We start from the raw sequence: 16,314 nt of genomic DNA on the forward strand, positions 1-16,314 counted from the left end.
CCCTGATGAGCGCCCAGGAATTCGCCGCCCGACTCCGCGGCCGGGAACGGATCGTCGGCTATTGGTCCGTGATCGACAGCCCGGTGTCGACGGAATGGCTCGCCCACGTCGGCTGGGATTACATCGCCCTCGACCTCCAGCACGGCCTGATCGGATACTCCGGCATGGTCGCGGGGCTCACCGCCATCGATGCCTCCGGCTCCACGGTTGGCATGATCCGGGTCGAGTCGAACGATCCGACACCGATCGGCCGGGCACTCGACGCCGGTGCGGCGGGAGTGATCGTTCCGCTGGTGAACACCGCCGAGGAAGCGGCCCGGGCCGTTGCGGCCGCGACATACCCGCCTGCCGGCGTTCGCTCGTACGGGCCGATGCGCTCCCAACTGCGGATCGGCCCGACCCCGGCGGACGCCAACCGCGACACGGTCGTCGTCGTGATGATCGAGACACCGCAAGGACTGGCGAACGTGGAAGAGATCTGCGCCGTCCCCGGACTCGACGGGGTCTACGTCGGGCCGTCCGATCTGCGCCTCGCCGTGGGTGGTGCGCACCCGCACGATCCGAGCGTGGACGACGAGTTCGAGGCGGCCCTGGTCCGCGTCCGTGAGGCTGCCGCGGCGGCAGGCATCGCGGCGGGCATCCACACCCCCGACGGTGCGGTGGCGGCTCGCCGACTCGCGGAGGGATACACGTTCGCGACCGTCGCGTCCGACCTCACCCATCTCAAAGCCGCCTCTGCCGCGCATCTCAAAGCCGCGACCGGGGAATGACAGGCGCTCCGCGCCCGTGCGCCTTTTTGGTTGTTCGCGCTACCAAAAAGGTGCACGTGCGGCGAAGCCGCCTGATTCTGAATTCCTTGCCCAAGGAAGAGATGCAACGAAGGATCGAATCATGCCTGACATCATCGAGTTGATTTTCGACGACCACGAGTGGTTCCGACGACAGTTCGCCGCACTGGACGAACTGAAAGCTCGCCGCCGGGTGGACATCACTGCCGTAGAGGCGGTGTGGACCCCGTTGGCGAAACGCCTGGATCTGCATGCCGCGGCCGAAGAGGAAATCTTCTATCCCCAACTTCTCCGCGTCAGGGAGGAGGACGCGGAGGAGGAAACCCTCGACGCGATCGGGGACCACAACGACATCCGCGACGGCGTCCGTGCGGCGGCGGGGTATCCGATCCTCTCCGAGGAGTGGTGGGCGGCTGTCGGCCGAACGCGCCGGGCCAACGATGAGCACATGGCCGAGGAGGAACGCGAGGGGCTGGCAGATTTCCGGACCGCCCCGGCAGAACTTCGCGAATCGCTCGGGCGACGCTTCGCCGAGTACTTCCTCGTTCACCGTTCCACGAGGGATGTGGACACCTCGGACAAGGATCCGCAGGAGTACGTCCGGGAGGTCGAAGAGGGGCTCGACGAGGACAGCAGCGCGGGATCGCTTCGGATCGGAAGCTTGAAGGGCCGGTAACGACGCACTCCCCCACATCACAGACCGCGCGGTCTGTGTTCTATAGTTCGGCGGTCCGCGGCATCGGGCCGACCGGTTCTGTGGGGAGATGGGGTTGTGGCGCGAGTTTCCCGTCCGATGCCCGATGCGCTTCCCCCGATGTCATTCGAGCGGAGCGTGCCGCGCAGGTACGTCCATCGCCAATCCGTGGCCGAGGTCTTCCTCACCGACTGTGTGTCGCTGCCGGGGCCGGATCGGTTCGCGGTCGCCGCGCAGTGGCCCCGCCTGCACGGGTTCTACCGCGCCCGGGGCGGGAGCTACGACACGATGCTGCTGGCGGAAACGCTCCGGCAGACCGCGATCTACCTGGGGCACACCCGCTTCTCCGTTCCGCTGCCGAACCGGTTCGTCATGCAGCACCTCCGGGTGCAGGCGGTGCCCGGCGCGCTCGAGGTGGGCGCGGCGGCCGCCGAAGTGATCGTCGAGGTCACCGTGTCCGAGCACGTGCACCGCGGCGGGGCGCTGTCCGCATTCCGCGTGGACCTGCGGTTCCGGCTCGGCGGACAGGACGTCGGCACTGCAACGGGTCACGCGGCAGTGTTTCCTCCGGCCGCGTACTCACGGGCCCGGTGGGGTGAGCGCGGACCGCGGTCGATCGGGGCGTCGTGGTGTCCCGCGCCCGTTCCGGCGGGGCTGGTCGGTCACGTCGACGACGCGCACGTGGTCCTGGGTTCACGGCGTTCCGAGAACGAGTGGGAGTTGCGGATCGACGACACGCACCCCGTGCTGTTCGACCATCCGTGTGATCACATTCCCGGGATGCTGCTGCTCGAGGCATTCCGGCAGGCCTCCTGCGCCCGGCTCGGCGTGCCGGAAGCGCACCTCGTTTCGCTGGGCGCCACGTTCCACCGTTTCGCCGAACTCGACGAGCGGGCCACGATCCGCCTGGACGTGGTGGACGACGGCGCGCTGTCGATCCGCGGATCGTTGGTGCAGGGCGGAGTGGCGGTCGTGCAAGGGACCGCGGCGCTGGCCCCTACCGCGGTGAGCGCATGCGCGCGCTAGTCGGCGTCGTCGGGTGTCCAGCGGGCCCGGCGGATTCGGGCGATGTCCTGATGCCGGGTCGCGGGCATGATCCCGGGGAGCAGGAACCCCCACATGTCGTCGACACGTTGTTCGAGGTCCGTGCGCTGCGTCAGCACCTGGGAGACGGTCTGGACGCCGGTGAAGGCGCCGATGACGAACCGCGCCAACCTCGGCGGGTCGATGTCCGGGAGGAGATCTCCCTGCTCGACGGCCCGCGTGGCGAGCATCTCGCAACTGTTGATCCAGTCGAGATAGGGGTCGGCGGGCCCCTGGTCGTCGGCACTGAGTTCGAGGGTGATCCGGATACCGGCCCGCACGATCGGATCGTTCACGATCTGCCGGGCCATCTCGTGACAGAGCATCACGATCTGCTCGATCGCCGAAACCTGCTCGCGGCCGATCGCCTCGACGGACGCGATGGAGATCCGGTGTTGCTCGCCGATGATGAATCGCGCCAGATCCTCTTTGGAGCGGAAATGGAAGTACAAGGCCCCCTTCGTGATTCCGGCATTCTCGACGATGTTGCCGAGTCTGGCTCCTTCGAACCCCGACTTCTCGAACATCTCCGCCGCCCCGCGGACGATCTGCTGTCGGGTCGCCGCAGCACGCGCCTGCTGAACCACGTTCACACCTTTCCCTGCCGCACGAGAGAAGAACGATGACGATGAAAGCACGGACTACGCGCCCATTGCCCGGAGAGACGGTACCAGCGTCGACCGCGACCGACCGCGGTCGAACACGTTCCACGCCGGTCCGTGTCGCGGTGGTGGGAGCCACGGGCTTCATCGGATCGGCCACCGTGACGGCACTGGCGTCGGCCGGGATCCCCTGCACCGCGGTCGCACGCGCACCTTCACGCTCGGACCTTCCGGACGTGGTGTCCGCCCGAGCGGACCTGACCGACCCGGCGAGCCTCGAAACGGCACTCACCGGCGTCGATGTCGTGATCCATGCCGCCTCCTACACCGGCACCGACCCGGCGCACTGCGCCGCCGTCAACGTCGAGGGCACCGAGAATCTGCTTGCCGCCGCGGCCCGGAACGGCATCGGCCAGGTCATCTACGTCAGCACCATCGGCGTGTACGGGTCCGGTCCGCACAGCGGAATCGGCGAGTTCGACGCCACGCCCGCACCCGTCTCGACGCTGAGCGCGAGCAGGCTGGCCGCCGAACACCGTGTCCTCGAGCGGGGTGGTTGCGTCGTCCGTCCCACCTTCGTCCACGGCCCCGGCGACCGCTGGTTCGTTCCCGGCCTCATCCGGATCCTCGAGGCATTGGAGGCCTGGGTCGACGAGGGTCGATCCCGGATCTCGATCATCGCAGTGCACGACCTCGCCCGGCTCCTCGCCGCCCTCGCAACGCAGCCTTCCGCACGCTCCGGCGACGTGTTCCACGCCTGCCACCCCGACCCGGTGACCGTCCGCGAACTCGGGGAGGCACTCGCGAACGCGGGCCGTCTTCGGCTGCCGGCCACAAGTCTCACCTTCGACGAAGCGACGACCGCCGGCGCCCGGCACGGCCTCACCGACCGACACCTCGATCTGATCGGCCGCGACCACTGGTACGACCCCGCCCGCCTCTGGACCGCCACGGGTTCGACCGTCGGCCACGGCCCCCTGGACCACCTCCCGGTGTGACGGGGTCCGTTCGCTTACAGGCGGAAGTCCGTCGATGCCCGCTCGACGAGTTCCGGAGCCAGCCGCTCGGACGTCACCTCGGCGCCGCCCAGCAGTTCGACGAGTTTCTGGACGCTGCGCCGGCCCATTGCGTGCATCGGTGACCGGATCGTCGTCAGGGCGACGGTGATCTCGGCGGACAGCGGAATGTCGTTGTAGCCGATCACCGCGACGTCCCGGCCCACTTCGCGTCCCGCGTCGCGCAGGGCGCCGTACGCACCGATCGCCGCGAAGTCGTTGGTTGCGAAGATCGCCGTCAGGCCGGGCTCGCGGGCGAGCAGTTCCACTGCGCCGAGACGTCCGCCTGCCGCGTCGAATCCGGTGTAGACGATGTTCGCCTCGGGCACGGGACATCCTGCCGACGCGAAGGTTTCGGCGAATCCGCCGGATCGGTCGACGGTGGTGCTGGCGAACGGTAGACCGGCGATGACGCCCACCCGCTCGTGGCCGCGGTCGAGGAGGTGTCGGGCGGCGAGGGCGCCACCTGTTCGATCGTCGCAGGTCACCGACGGGTACTCGCCCGAGCGTCGGGAGACGAGCACGAACGGTGTTCCCCGTTCGGCGACGCTGTCGAGGAAGCGGTGGTCCATGTGCGCGTCACCGAAGATGAGTCCGTCCACTCGCCGGGCGAGGAGCATGTCGGTGCGTGCGGACTGATTGTCCGGATCGTCGAGGGAGTTCGTGACGAACGTGGACAGGCCGGCCTCCTCGGCCGCTTCCTCGATCCCCTCGTACACGGTGGCGAGCACGTAGTCGGACAGCCTGGGGACGAGGACGCCGATGAGGTTGCTGCGGTTGGTGCGCAAACTCGCGGCGTGCGGGTTCGGCCGGTAGCCGAGACTGTCCGCTAGCGCGCGGATGCGTTCGGTGGTGGCGGCCGACGCGGCGCGTACTCCGGGTTCGGTGGTTCCGTTCAGCACACGCGACACCGTCGAGACATGGACGCCCAGCTCGTCGGCGATCAGGCGCAGCGTGGCGCGCGGCTTCTTCGGATTCCCCACGATGTCGATCCTTCCACGTCGTGTAAACGCTGTGAAACGTATCCCGGGCCCTCTTGACACGTGGCCGCCGTCACGATTCTAATGAACCCAAACGTTTGAGCCAAACGTTTGCGCAACCCGAAGGGAAGTCATGAGCAAGGTTGTCGTGCTGGGCACGGGCGGGACCATCGCGTCCCGGAACGACCCGGCCGGAAAGGCCGTGGCCTCCGATCACGTGTCGGCGTTACTGGACGCCGCGGGCACGTCCGCTCCGGCGGACGTCGAGATCGAGGGCCGCGACATACTCACCACGGGTAGCTACCTGCTGACACCGGCCGATCAACTCGTCATCGTGCGCGAAATCGTGGCCGCACTCCGCGACCCGTCCGTGTCCGGCGTGGTGGTCACGCACGGAACGGACACGATGGAGGAGACCGCGTACCTGCACGATCTCCTCCACGGCGATCCGCGTCCGGTCGTGTTCACCGGTGCGCAGATCACGGCGGGCGAGCCGGACTCCGACGGGCCGCGCAACCTGCGGGACGCGATCACCGTTGCCGCCGACCACCGCGCCCACGACCTCGGCACGACGATCGCGTTCGCCGGCCGGCTGTTCACGGCCGCGGGGACGCGCAAGAGACACACCACCGCACTGGACGCGTTCGACAACGGCGCGACCGGACCTCTCGGCCGGATCGTCGACGGAGTCCTGACGCTCTTCGCCAGACCGGTTCGTCCCCAGCCTCTTCCGATACCGGACGCGCTCCCCCGGGTCGACATCGTGGCCGTGCACCCAGGCGCCGACCGGGCCCTGCTCGACGCCGCCGTCGACGCGGGTTCCCGGGGAATCGTGCTGGAGGCGACGGGGATCGGCAACGCGAACAAGACGTTCGTGGACGGAGCCCGCGACTGCGTCGCGGCCGGAATCCCGGTGGTCGTGGCCACGCGCGTCGCTGACGGAGACATCGTTCCCCGCTACGGAAACGGTGGCGGCGCCGACCTCGCCGAGGTCGGCGCGCTCACTGCCGGTCTCCTGCGGCCGGCGCAGGCCCGGGTTCTGCTCGCCGCGGCAGTCGCCGTGTCCTCCCCCTCGGACGTCGCCGACCTCGTCCGCACCCATACCCACCCCACCGTGGTGCCGCACGCCACGGCGAACCAGACCGACAAGTAGGAGAGGTACGCATGTCCAAGAAGATCTACGTCAACTTCGGAGTCGACGTCGACGCCGTCGCAGGATGGCTCGGCTCGTACGGCGGAGAAGACTCCCCCGGCGACATCTCCCGCGGCATGTTCGCCGGTGAGGTGGGCGTGCCTCGCCTGGTGAAGATGTTCGACAAGTACGACATCACCACCTCCTGGTTCGTGCCCGGCCACTCCATCGAAACGTTCCCCCGCGAAATCGAGCAGGTCGTCGCGGCCGGGCACGAGATCGGCATCCACGGATACAGCCACGAGAACCCGATCGCGATGACGCGCCAGCAGGAAACCGACATCCTCGATCGCAGTATCGAACTGATCGAATCGTTCACCGGCAGCAAGCCCACCGGATACACGGCGCCGTGGTGGGAATTCTCCAAGGTCACCAACGAACTGCTCATCGAGCGTGGCGTCAAGTACGACCACTCCCTCATGCACAACGACTTCACGCCGTACTACGTGCGCGTCGGCGATTCCTGGTCGAAGATCGACTACAGCCAGCCGGCCGAGACGTGGATGAAGCCGCTCGTGCGCGGCCAGGAGACCGATCTGGTGGAGATCCCAGCCAACTGGCTGCTCGACGATCTCCCGCCGCAGATGTTCATCAAGTCCAGCCCCAACAGCCACGGCTTCGTCAGCCCGCGGCACCTCGAGGAGATGTGGCGGGACCAGTTCGACTGGGTCTACCGCGAGATGGACTACGCGATCTTCCCCGTAACGATTCACCCCGACGTGTCGGGCCGGCCGCAGTCGCTGCTGATGCTCGAACGCCTCATCGAGTACATCAACCAACACGACGGCGTCGAGTGGGTGACGTTCGACCACATGGTGAACGACTTCAAGGAACGCTTCCCGCGTCAGAGCTGATCCACCGAAAGGCGGTGGGGTGCAGGCCCGCACTCCCACCGCCGCCCCCAGCATCCGACATCATCAGTCCCGGAAGGACACCCATGAGCCAGACAGCCGAGGGAATCCCAGTATCGCAAACCGGCGGTCCCACCAAGCAACTCCCCCGCTTCAGCATCCGCGAAACCCGTAAGTCCACGATCATCGCCTTCCTCGCCTGGACGGTCGCGGTGTACGACTTCATCCTGTTCGGAACCCTGCTCCCCCGGGTCAAGGAGGACTTCGGCTGGAGTTCCTCGCATGCGCTGCTCATCTCCACGTTCGTGAGCATCGGGACGGCGATCGTCGTGCTCGGCGTCGGCCCGCTCGTCGACCGGCTCGGGCGACGCAAGGGCATGATGATCACCGTCGGCGGCACGGCACTGTCCTCCGCCGCGACAGCCGCCTCGGGCGGTGCGTTCAGCCTCGTCGCCGCGAAGTCCATCGGCGGCATGGGACTGTCCGAACAGGCCGTGAACGCCACGTATCTCAACGAGATCTACGCGGTCTCCGAGAGTGACGCCGTGCGCAAGCACCGCGGGTTCATCTATTCGTTCGTCCAGACCGGATGGCCCCTCGGCGCACTCCTTGCCGCCGGATTCGTCGCCCTGATGGGTTCGATCGTGGGACCCGACGACTGGCGCATCGTCTTTCTCGTCGCCACCCTCCCCGCCCTGATCATCGCGTTCGTCTGCGCACGGCTGAAGGAGTCGCCGCAGTTCGATCTCCAGGATCGGATTCGCCGGCTGCGCAAGGCCGGGAAGCCCGACGAGGCCCGGGTCCTGGCCGAGGAGTACGGTATCGAGCACTCCGAATCGAGCTCGCTCGCCCGGATCTTCCACGGCGCCAACCGTCGCAACACGATCGTCCTGTCGCTCGCGTGGATGGTCAACTGGTTCGGCATCCAGACGTTCAGTGTGCTGGGCACGACGGTCCTCGAGGACGGCAAGGGCTTCTCGGGCAACTTCACGCTGCTGCTCGTCGTGTTCGCCAACGTCGTCGGCATCTTCGGGTACCTCTTCCACGGCTGGGCGGGAGACCGATTCGGACGCCGCAACGCGATCGTGGGCGGCTGGATGGTCGGCGGAATCCTGTTCGCACTCATGCTGCTCGGGCCGTCGTCCGCGGCATTCGTCCTGCCCACCTACATGTTCGGCCTGTTCTTCCTCCTCGGTCCGTACTCGGCGATGAACTTCTTCATGGCCGAGTGCTACACCACCGATTGCCGCGCCACCGGTGCCACGTTCATCGGCGCCATGAGCCAACCGGGCGCGATCATCGGCGGCTTCCTCCTCACCGCCATGGTGTCGGCCAACGTGGGATTCGGTACCGCGGCGTTCTGGGTCGGCGCTCTCGGCACCTTCGCGTCCGGCCTCGTGATGCTGTTCGCCAAGAAGGTCGCGATCACCGCCGGATAGCGGTGTACCACGCACTACGACAGGAACTTTCATGCACAATCCGTACGACAATCTGAAGGACCGGGTCGCCGTCGTCACCGGCGCGGCCAGCGGCATCGGCCGCGAGACCGCGGTCGCGTTGGCCGAGGTGGGTGTCCGGGTGGTCATCGGCACCTTCCCCGGCGACCCCCACGACCCGAAAGAGACGCTGCGTCGCGTCGAGAGCGTCGGCGGCGACGGCGTGATCCACGACGTCGACGTGCGGTCCACCAGCGAGGTCGAGGCGTTCACCGACCGGGCACTGACGGAATGGGGGCGGCTCGACTTCGCCGTCGCGAACGCCGGTGTCCTACGCAAGAACGCGATCGCCGAACTCGACGACGCCGCCTGGTCCGACATGCTGCAGGTCGATCTCACCGGTGTGATGCGGACCCTGCGCGCCGCCGCCACCCGCATCGACGGGCCGGGCTCGCTGATCTCCATCTCCTCGATCGCGGGCGGCGTCTACGGGTGGGGCGAGCACGCGCACTACTCGGCCGCCAAGGCCGGCGTGCTCGGACTCAGCCGCGCCCTCGCCGTCGAACTCGCGCCGCGCGGGATCCGCTCCAACGCCATCGTTCCGGGACTGATCGAGACTCCGCAGTCGTCCGATCCGGTCAATTCACTCGGCCCCGACGGTCTGGTGGCGGCCGGGGCGAAGATTCCGTGGGGACGTGTCGGGACGGCCGCCGAGATCGCAACCGTCATCCGGTTCCTCGTCAGCGACGACTCACGCTATCTCACCGGGCAGTCCATCGTCGTCGACGGCGGCCTCACCACCAAGATGCAGGACTAGGAGAACGATCATGGGAGTTCTGGACGGTAGACGGGCGCTGGTCGCGGGCGGAGCCAGCGGTATCGGCCGCGCGATCGCCGAGGCGTATCTCGCCGAGGGCGCAGACGTGGTGATCGCCGACGTCGACGAAGCGGCGGCGCAGCTGACGGCGAAAGAACTCGGGGCCGCGGCCGCCGTCCGAGTCGACGTCGCGAACGAGGAGTCGGTGCGCGCGGCCTACGCAGGCGCCGTCGAAGCACTCGGACGCGTGGACGTGCTCGTCAACTCCGCGGGGATCCTCGAGGAATCCGAGCTCGCCGACATGTCACTCGACATGTGGCGCCGCACGATCGACATCGACCTGACCGGGATGTTCCTGATGTGCCGGGCTGCTGTTCCGGCGATGGTGGCCGCGGGTGAGGGACGCATCGTCAACATCGCGTCGCAACTCGGGATCAAGGGCGGGGTGGGACTCGCGCACTACGCGGCCGCGAAAGCCGGGGCGATCGCGCTCACCAAATCGCTGGCACTCGAAGTGTCGCGGCACAACGTCCTGGTCAACGCCATCGCGCCGGGTCCGATCGAGACCCCGCTCGTCGACGGCATCACCGAGGACTGGAAGGTCGCCAAGCGGGCGGAACTGCCCCTGGGCCGATTCGGACTACCCCGGGAGGTGGCACCCACCGCCGTGCTCCTCGCGTCCGACCCCGGCGGGAACCTGTACGTGGGCCAGACCCTCGGCCCGAATAGCGGGGACGTGATGCCCTGATGTGTGGCGGATGCCCGGGAGCGAAGGCGGGCGACTGGCTGAGCCCGGTCATCCGCACACACACTCAGCGGGAGGCGGTGGCCAGGCTCGTCGGGTCGGCCGCGGCGCGGGTCCGCTCCACCCCTAGCGGCTGGACCGTGGCCTCGCCCACCGGGCGGACGATCGTCGCGGCGACGATGACCGAACTGTGGTCGGGCCTGCTGGCGTGCGGGCAACCCGAGCCCGCGTGGGAAGGCGTGCGTCTGCCCGAGTCGTTCGACGAGCCGGAGCCGCTCCCCGACCGGCGGACACCCCTGTCGGTAACCGCCGACACGCGTGCCCTGGCCCGGCAGCAGGTCGAGCAACATCTCGCCGCGCCCCACTGCTTCCACGTGCGAGTCGCCGAGGTGCACGACGGCACGGGAACATCCACCGCGGTCCTCGAATTCGACTCCGCCACCCGCGGCGCGATCGTGCTGTCCGGCATGCTGGCCCACGGCCACGGAGACGGACGCGGCCTGGATGCCCGCATCGCGCTGGCCGACTCGGTGGTCACCCTCCAGACCTGGGACGGGCACGGGCTCGGATTCTCCGTCGAGCGGAACGTCCAGTCTTCGTCCGCCGTCCGCGAGCGGGGTGTATACCCGGAGAGAGGATGATGTCCCCCACCTGACGGAGTGTCGAGATGGCCCTTCTCTCCGAGATCGTCGTGGACACCGAAGGCGACAGCCGGGTAGTGGTCCTGTATCCCGTGATGTGGCTGTTCATCGCGGTCCTGGTCACGTTCGTCGTCACCCGGACCATCACCCGCCGTATCCGGGCGCGATCGGGAGCGGCGCCCACGGACGACGGCGCGGAGTCGGGGGGCGGTCTGATCAACGACATCACCGTCGGCGGTGTGCACCTGCATCACCAGGTTTTCGGGATCCTGTTCATGACGCTGGCCGGGCTGGCATTGATCGCCACCACCCCGGAGGGCACCGCGCTCAACGTCTTCGCCGCCCTCTTCGGCGTCGGCCTCGCGCTCACGTTCGACGAGTTCGCGCTGTGGGTGCACCTCGACGACGTGTACTGGAGCACGTCCGGCCGGAAGTCGGTGGACGCGATCTTCTGCGCGCTCATGATCACCGGTCTGATGATCGGGGGCGCCGAACTCGTGACCGGCCGGATCGGCACCCCGGAGTGGTGGTCGTCGATCGGCTATCTGGCCATCTCCCTCGCCGTCTCGGTGATCTGCCTGCTCAAGGGCAAGTTCGTCACGGGGATCGTGGGGATCGTGTTCCAGCCGGTGGCGATCATCGGCGCCATCCGCCTGGCCAAGCCCGACTCGTGGTGGGCGATGCGCCGCTACCCGAACAAACCGCGCCGGATGGCGCGCGCCCAGTCGCGATTCGGCGAGCGCTACCACGCCCGCTGGAACCGGGCGCGCGACTTCGTCGCCGGACCACCGGATGTCCGTGAGGCGGGTATACGGTGATCTGCGCCGTCAGTCTTCGTCGGCCGTCCGCGACCGCCCCATCATCTCCAGCCCGGCCATCGCCTTCTCGGCGCCCGCCTCGTCCACCTTCTCCATGGCGAACCCCATGTGGATGACGATCCAGTCGCCCGGTTCCAGGCTGACGTCCTCGGGCAGCATGCCGACGTTCACCTTGCGCTGTTCGCCGACGACGTCGACGAGCGCGAGCTGGTTGCCGTAGCCCTCCAGCATGCGCACCACCTGACCGGGAATACCGAGACACATGATTCAGCCCTCCGTCGTGTCCGGTTGCAGCGTTGCCGCGGACTCGGACTCCAACAGTTGATCCACGATCTCGAACACCGTGTCGACGGCCGGGTCGACGGCGGCCTGGACCCGCGGTGAGAGCCCGATTCCCTCGGCGGTGTTCTCCACCTGGCAGCCGAGGACCACGGTTCGCGGCAGGGTTCCGCCGAGCGCGCGCAGACTCGCGAACACCGCCCCCGGATCCATGCTGTGCGCGTCCAGCGGCGCCGCCGCGGCGGTATCCGAACCCACCTCGAATGCCCTCAACGCCCCGGGCTCACCGCGGCCGGGCACCGCGTCCACCAGCAGGAGAGCGCCCCACCCGTCCAGCAGCTCGTAGGCCAGATGCGTTCCGCGAATGCCGAAATCGACAGCGCGGACTCCCGGCGGCAGCGACCTCCTCGCGACCGCGCGCAGCACCTCGGGACCGAAACCGTCGTCGCCGAAGAAGATGTTGCCCACACCGGCAACCAGAACCCGCCTGCCCACCGTCACGTGCGACTCACATTTTCCGGATACGCAGATATCGTCTGATGTCGGGAATCGCGATGACGGCGACCGCAACGCCCGCGACCACGACCAACGCCAGAGCCGCGGTGGTCATCTCTCCGAGAATCTTCATGGCTGTCCATCCTTTCCGGTGTCTGCCGAGACCGGCTCCACCTCGTCCGGGGCGAAGTACAGATACCGCCCGTACCACTCGTGCAACTCCGACGCAGGGTCGTCCACCAGCACGACGCCGACGTGGGTGCCACCGTCGACGTCGGCGTGCACGGTCACCACGCGAGCCAACTGTCCCGCGAAGAACAGGTCCTGGGCGTCGGCGCGCCGCGACGGGTGGATCCGCACGACGGTGCCCTTCGCCACCCGGACGCCGTTCACGACCACGCCGTCGACGTCGGGACGTACGGCGGTGTCGGCGTCCGGATCCCACCACGGCATGTCGTCGGTCAATTCCGGGACGAGACCCATGTCGGGGAGGCCCGGGTCCGGGAGGCGCGGATCCGGGAGGTGCGGGTCCGGGACGTGCGGATCTCGGAGGATGCCGTGCATCTGGGCGAGCGTCGCCGGCGACATCTGGTCGCACCGATCGATGATCTGGGCGGCGAGCGGGTCGGTGGCGCGGGCCTGCCGCTTCTCCTCCTCGGTGAGGGTCATGACCCGGAGTGTGAGGATCTCGTCGATCTCGGTGGCGTCGAACAGTGCCCCGTCGCTCTGCTCGGCAACCTCGGGGTGGTCGTACAGGATGATCGGCGACACCAGGACGAGGTCCGTCTCCCCCGGCAAGCCGGCCAGCACGGGGTAGCACCGTTCGTGCGCGCAGGTGCCCGCGAGTTGCTCCGCCTCCACGGGGGGTTCGAGGAGTGAGACGAACTCGGTGTTCTCGGCCGCCAGGATCAGGTGGGCGCCGATCAGCGACTGCCGGATCGCCGAATCCTTGCCCCAGACTCCCGCGTCCCGCGGTTCGGTGTCCCAGCCGGCGACGTCCGGCGCGGTGGTCACGTTCTCGACCGACACCCGCACCCGGTTCAACCCGTCGACGCTGTCGCTTCCCACCGTCACGACCGCATGTGCGGGCCACCGGGTGCGCACCACGCGGCCGGCGAGGGATCCGTCCTCGCCCCGCAGTTCCTCCACCTCCGTTCCGCCGTCGATGTGGACGTCGAGGCGGCGTTCGCCCGGCCACTCCGCGGGATGCAGGATGCCGAGATCGAATTCGCGCTCCACCGCCTCGTCCCAGCTGAGCCAGCTCGCACCCGCGACGGTCAGTTCGTCGACGGGAACGAATTCCGCCGAGTCAGCGACCGCGCGTTCGATGCTGCGCACCTGGAGTTGCAGGAATCGGAGCGTGACGTTCACCCCCGCTCCGGTGCCGGCCCGCATCAGGGTCTGACAGGACATCCGCGGTTCCTCGCCGACCCCCGACTCCGCCGCACCCGACGGTCCGAGGACGCCGAACTGCCACCGCGACTGGTTCTTCGACGAACTCGCACGATACGGATACAGCAGATAACCCTCGTACAGGACCGCGTCGGCCACGGCACGCACTCGCTGCAGGGACGCCGGGGAGATCATGCGATCACCTCCCCGGCTCCCTGCAGCAGGTCCGAAATGGCGACGTCCAGTCCGATCAGACCGTGCGCCGCCTTGTAGCGCGCCAGCGCGGCGAGGGTGTCGTGGTCGAGGCGCACCCACCCCGTATTCGGGTAGTGCGCCTGAACCAGTTCGCGCCACACCGCCACCGGCAGGTCGTAGGTCGACTCGCGGTCCCACGGGATCCGTTCCACCCCGAAACCTGCGACCCCGCGGGTGAAGACCGTTCCGCTGAACAGGAACACCAGCGGCACCGTCGACCCGGCCTCGTCCAGGGCGTGCAGATACTTCGAGGCCGTGACCTCGAAGTCATATGTGCACGGCAGCGGCAACTCCACCACACTCGACCCGGTGAACCCCTGGGCCACGGTGCTGGTCTGCATCCACTGGAAGGGTTTGAGCGTGGCCGTCCACCGCTCGCGGGGCCCGAACAGATCGAGGAGGCCCTCCGCCTCGCCGTCCGTGTAGCGGCGGCGTTGCGGGTCGATGCGGACCTGGCACCGGACGGCCATCGCGTGCACGGCGGCACCGCTCGACTCCGTCACCTCCACTCGCGCAGTGAGATTCGGCGCAACCGCGAACGGTTCCGGAAACACGTCCTCCACGTGGAACGACAACTCGGTCACGTCGGCTCCTTCGCGACGCGACTGCGCGCACGCACCGTCTCGAAGAACGTGTCGATGACCCGGCGAGCATCCTGGCCACCGTCGAACCCCCGCCACACCTGCCGCAACTCGCCCACCAGCTGATAGCAGGCGTCGATGGGGACGAGGTAGCACTCGGGGTCGCCGCCGCCGTGCTCGGGGACCCGCAGCAGCAACGCTTCCGTGTCGGCGGACAGCCGGCCGAGCGCCGGGTTGGCCGCGAGAACGCCGTCCCAGGCGTCGAGTGGCAGCTCCGATTCGGTGGCACCTGCCGGACCGGGATAGAACGCGACGGTCTTGGCCAGCAGCGAGTTCCGGAACACGAAGGCGAGCCCGACGGGGATCTCCAGTTCGTCCCAGCGACCCGGTGCGAGTTCGAAGTCGGGAAACGACAGGTAGCGTTCCGGGACGGCCCGGAAACGCAGTTCAGCGCTCTCGTCGGTGAACAGCAGGTAGCACCCGCGGCACACGCACATCAGTTGCCGGTCCTGGACGTTCACGACGTGCTGATGGGCGTCGGCGATCGGCACGGCGCACATGTCGCACCGTTCGCCGACCACCGGTTTGGGTCGCTCGGATGCGATGCGCTGCAGGATGCGCAGTCCGTTCCCCGACGGGCTCATCACGCCACCTCCGCGGCGGGCACCGCGACGGAGACGACGCCGTCACGCACGAGGACCGGAAGCGGCGACAGCGTTTCGGCGTCCGCGTCACCGTCCAGACGGAGTCCTGCCCGGCGCGCGTCGAAGTGCGCCCGGCACGACGGACAGCGCAGCACCGCATCACCCACCTGCCCGCCCGCCCTTCGTTGCAGCGTGGCCCCGGCCAGCGAGTTGGTGCAGGCGGCGCAGCGGTCGCGGTAGGCGAACAACTGCTCCCCGATCCGGCACACCAGAATCGGGAGCCCGGCGACGGCGAACCCGGCCACCTCCCCGGGCGCGAGGTCCTCGAGTTCGGGCACCGAGATCCACGTCCCGGTGCCACTCGACCCGTCCGTTCCGTTCGGATGAACATGGGAGAACAGCGATTCCGCGGCGATCAGCCCGGAGCCGGCCGCGGGGGTCGCACCCACCACCTCGATGTCCACGGTCTCCGGTGCCGCCGCCAGCACGGCGTCCTTGACGGCGAGTTCCAACGTCACCGCCGAGGACGGGCAGCTCTGACAACTGCCGGTCAGCCGAAGCCGCACCACACCGTTCACCACACCGAGCAGTTCGACGTCACCGCCGTGGGATCCCAGATAGGGGCGCACACTGTCGAGTGCGGTGGCGACCCTCGTCTCGACGTCGTGCGGATGGAGCCCGTTCACCAGCAGCAGGCTCGCGACGAGTTCGTCGGCGGCCAGCCGTTCGACGAGGTCGTCGTCGCGGTCACCGATGATCTCGAGGACGCGCTGCAACCCGGCGCCGTAGAGTTCGACCACCTCGCGGACCAGTTGCTCGGCGCGATCACGTGCCACCGAGCCACCTGTCGAACTCGCGTCCAACAGGCTGTCGATCCTCTCGCCGGCTGTCCGCCACCGATCGGGGTCGTCTCCTACTTCGTCACTCCCCCACGTCTCCGATCCGCCACTCTCCATGCGTACCCCG

The 16,314-nt window shown here is 68.3% G+C and carries 20 protein-coding genes; 11 read left to right on the plus strand and 9 right to left on the minus strand.

Features of this window, described 5'->3' with window-relative positions; genetic code table 11:
• Positions 1–5 precede the first annotated feature (5 nt).
• The 3 genes from HGB39_RS11565 (at position 6) to HGB39_RS11575 (ending at position 2,508) form a co-directional block, all read left to right on the plus strand.
• Complete coding sequence (locus tag HGB39_RS11565) at positions 6–770, plus strand: HpcH/HpaI aldolase family protein (protein WP_005565464.1); 765 nt, start codon at positions 6–8, stop codon at positions 768–770.
• A gap of 121 nt (positions 771–891) precedes the next feature.
• Positions 892–1,464, plus strand: coding sequence for a hemerythrin domain-containing protein (locus HGB39_RS11570; RefSeq protein WP_005565463.1), 573 nt, complete (start codon positions 892–894; stop codon positions 1,462–1,464).
• 96 nt (positions 1,465–1,560) lie between these two features.
• On the plus strand, positions 1,561–2,508 hold the full coding sequence (locus tag HGB39_RS11575; RefSeq protein WP_081276465.1) for a ScbA/BarX family gamma-butyrolactone biosynthesis protein: 948 nt from the start codon (positions 1,561–1,563) through the stop codon (positions 2,506–2,508).
• Here the strand turns inward: HGB39_RS11575 and HGB39_RS11580 are convergent.
• Positions 2,505–3,152 carry a ScbR family autoregulator-binding transcription factor gene (locus tag HGB39_RS11580; RefSeq protein ID WP_005244660.1) on the minus strand — a complete coding sequence of 216 codons (648 nt, stop codon included), beginning with the start codon at positions 3,150–3,152 and terminating at the stop codon, positions 2,505–2,507. The genes HGB39_RS11575 and HGB39_RS11580 overlap by 4 nt on opposite strands.
• 35 nt (positions 3,153–3,187) lie before the next feature.
• Between HGB39_RS11580 and HGB39_RS11585 the strand changes: the two genes are divergently transcribed.
• On the plus strand, positions 3,188–4,165 hold the full coding sequence (locus tag HGB39_RS11585) for an NAD-dependent epimerase/dehydratase family protein (RefSeq protein WP_043789082.1): 978 nt from the start codon (positions 3,188–3,190) through the stop codon (positions 4,163–4,165).
• A gap of 14 nt (positions 4,166–4,179) precedes the next feature.
• Here the strand turns inward: HGB39_RS11585 and HGB39_RS11590 are convergent, their stop codons facing one another.
• A complete protein-coding gene (locus HGB39_RS11590; RefSeq protein ID WP_005565459.1) occupies positions 4,180–5,205 on the minus strand; it encodes a LacI family DNA-binding transcriptional regulator in 1,026 nt (341 codons plus the stop codon).
• Positions 5,206–5,335: 130 nt separating this feature from the next.
• Here HGB39_RS11590 and HGB39_RS11595 point away from each other — a divergent pair, with 130 nt between their 5' ends.
• The 7 genes from HGB39_RS11595 to HGB39_RS11625 all read left to right on the plus strand — a co-directional run bounded on the left by HGB39_RS11595 (position 5,336) and on the right by HGB39_RS11625 (position 11,702).
• The gene (locus tag HGB39_RS11595) at positions 5,336–6,355 is read left to right on the plus strand and encodes an asparaginase (protein WP_054246001.1); all 1,020 of its coding nucleotides are present in this window, start codon (positions 5,336–5,338) and stop codon (positions 6,353–6,355) included.
• 11 nt (positions 6,356–6,366) lie between these two features.
• Positions 6,367–7,248, plus strand: coding sequence for a polysaccharide deacetylase family protein (locus HGB39_RS11600; RefSeq protein ID WP_005244664.1), 882 nt, complete (start codon positions 6,367–6,369; stop codon positions 7,246–7,248).
• A gap of 83 nt (positions 7,249–7,331) precedes the next feature.
• A complete protein-coding gene (locus HGB39_RS11605) occupies positions 7,332–8,684 on the plus strand; it encodes an MFS transporter (protein WP_005569799.1) in 1,353 nt (450 codons plus the stop codon).
• Positions 8,685–8,715: 31 nt separating this feature from the next.
• Complete coding sequence (locus HGB39_RS11610) at positions 8,716–9,498, plus strand: SDR family NAD(P)-dependent oxidoreductase (RefSeq protein WP_005569800.1); 783 nt, start codon at positions 8,716–8,718, stop codon at positions 9,496–9,498.
• Positions 9,499–9,508: 10 nt separating this feature from the next.
• A complete protein-coding gene (locus HGB39_RS11615; RefSeq protein ID WP_005569801.1) occupies positions 9,509–10,246 on the plus strand; it encodes an SDR family NAD(P)-dependent oxidoreductase in 738 nt (245 codons plus the stop codon).
• Entirely contained in the window at positions 10,246–10,884 is a 639-nt protein-coding gene (locus tag HGB39_RS11620) for a hypothetical protein (protein ID WP_005569803.1), read from the plus strand. Before HGB39_RS11615 ends, HGB39_RS11620 begins: the two co-directional genes overlap by 1 nt.
• A gap of 26 nt (positions 10,885–10,910) precedes the next feature.
• A complete protein-coding gene (locus HGB39_RS11625; RefSeq protein ID WP_005569805.1) occupies positions 10,911–11,702 on the plus strand; it encodes a hypothetical protein in 792 nt (263 codons plus the stop codon).
• A 9-nt stretch (positions 11,703–11,711) separates the two neighbouring features.
• Here the strand turns inward: HGB39_RS11625 and HGB39_RS11630 are convergent, their stop codons facing one another.
• The 7 genes from HGB39_RS11630 to HGB39_RS11655 are packed head-to-tail and all read right to left on the minus strand — an operon-like array spanning position 11,712 to position 16,304.
• Positions 11,712–11,966, minus strand: a complete 255-nt coding sequence (locus HGB39_RS11630) for a HypC/HybG/HupF family hydrogenase formation chaperone (protein ID WP_005569807.1) — start codon at positions 11,964–11,966, stop codon at positions 11,712–11,714.
• Between the two features lie 3 nt (positions 11,967–11,969).
• The gene (locus HGB39_RS11635) at positions 11,970–12,482 is read right to left on the minus strand and encodes a hydrogenase maturation protease (protein ID WP_005569809.1); all 513 of its coding nucleotides are present in this window, start codon (positions 12,480–12,482) and stop codon (positions 11,970–11,972) included.
• Positions 12,483–12,489: 7 nt separating this feature from the next.
• On the minus strand, positions 12,490–12,609 hold the full coding sequence (locus tag HGB39_RS40195) for a DUF6893 family small protein (protein ID WP_009477683.1): 120 nt from the start codon (positions 12,607–12,609) through the stop codon (positions 12,490–12,492).
• A complete protein-coding gene (locus tag HGB39_RS11640; protein WP_005569811.1) occupies positions 12,606–14,063 on the minus strand; it encodes a hypothetical protein in 1,458 nt (485 codons plus the stop codon). The genes HGB39_RS40195 and HGB39_RS11640 overlap by 4 nt, the downstream gene beginning before the upstream one ends.
• Positions 14,060–14,707, minus strand: coding sequence for a DUF6084 family protein (locus HGB39_RS11645; protein ID WP_005258626.1), 648 nt, complete (start codon positions 14,705–14,707; stop codon positions 14,060–14,062). The genes HGB39_RS11640 and HGB39_RS11645 overlap by 4 nt, the downstream gene beginning before the upstream one ends.
• Entirely contained in the window at positions 14,704–15,348 is a 645-nt protein-coding gene (locus tag HGB39_RS11650) for a DUF5947 family protein (protein ID WP_005258619.1), read from the minus strand. The genes HGB39_RS11645 and HGB39_RS11650 overlap by 4 nt, the downstream gene beginning before the upstream one ends.
• Positions 15,348–16,304 (minus strand): NifU-related iron-sulfur-binding protein, encoded by a 957-nt coding sequence (locus tag HGB39_RS11655; RefSeq protein ID WP_052024027.1) that lies wholly within the window; start codon positions 16,302–16,304, stop codon positions 15,348–15,350. The genes HGB39_RS11650 and HGB39_RS11655 overlap by 1 nt, the downstream gene beginning before the upstream one ends.
• Between the last annotated feature and the right edge of the window lie 10 nt (positions 16,305–16,314).

The sequence above is a fragment of the Rhodococcus opacus genome (genome assembly GCF_012396235.1).
Taxonomy (GTDB): domain Bacteria; phylum Actinomycetota; class Actinomycetes; order Mycobacteriales; family Mycobacteriaceae; genus Rhodococcus_F; species Rhodococcus_F opacus.

Coding starts and splice junctions, on each gene's coding strand:
- HGB39_RS11565 (WP_005565464.1), top strand. CDS start 6: ATGAGCGCCCAGGAATTCGCCGCCCGACTCCGCGGCCGGGAACGGATC.
- HGB39_RS11570 (WP_005565463.1), top strand. CDS start 892: ATGCCTGACATCATCGAGTTGATTTTCGACGACCACGAGTGGTTCCGA.
- HGB39_RS11585 (WP_043789082.1), top strand. CDS start 3,188: ATGACGATGAAAGCACGGACTACGCGCCCATTGCCCGGAGAGACGGTA.
- HGB39_RS11595 (WP_054246001.1), top strand. CDS start 5,336: ATGAGCAAGGTTGTCGTGCTGGGCACGGGCGGGACCATCGCGTCCCGG.
- HGB39_RS11600 (WP_005244664.1), top strand. CDS start 6,367: ATGTCCAAGAAGATCTACGTCAACTTCGGAGTCGACGTCGACGCCGTC.
- HGB39_RS11605 (WP_005569799.1), top strand. CDS start 7,332: ATGAGCCAGACAGCCGAGGGAATCCCAGTATCGCAAACCGGCGGTCCC.
- HGB39_RS11610 (WP_005569800.1), top strand. CDS start 8,716: ATGCACAATCCGTACGACAATCTGAAGGACCGGGTCGCCGTCGTCACC.
- HGB39_RS11615 (WP_005569801.1), top strand. CDS start 9,509: ATGGGAGTTCTGGACGGTAGACGGGCGCTGGTCGCGGGCGGAGCCAGC.
- HGB39_RS11620 (WP_005569803.1), top strand. CDS start 10,246: ATGTGTGGCGGATGCCCGGGAGCGAAGGCGGGCGACTGGCTGAGCCCG.
- HGB39_RS11625 (WP_005569805.1), top strand. CDS start 10,911: ATGGCCCTTCTCTCCGAGATCGTCGTGGACACCGAAGGCGACAGCCGG.
- HGB39_RS11630 (WP_005569807.1), bottom strand. CDS start 11,966: ATGTGTCTCGGTATTCCCGGTCAGGTGGTGCGCATGCTGGAGGGCTAC.
- HGB39_RS40195 (WP_009477683.1), bottom strand. CDS start 12,609: ATGAAGATTCTCGGAGAGATGACCACCGCGGCTCTGGCGTTGGTCGTG.
- HGB39_RS11640 (WP_005569811.1), bottom strand. CDS start 14,063: ATGATCTCCCCGGCGTCCCTGCAGCGAGTGCGTGCCGTGGCCGACGCG.
- HGB39_RS11650 (WP_005258619.1), bottom strand. CDS start 15,348: ATGAGCCCGTCGGGGAACGGACTGCGCATCCTGCAGCGCATCGCATCC.
- HGB39_RS11655 (WP_052024027.1), bottom strand. CDS start 16,304: ATGGAGAGTGGCGGATCGGAGACGTGGGGGAGTGACGAAGTAGGAGAC.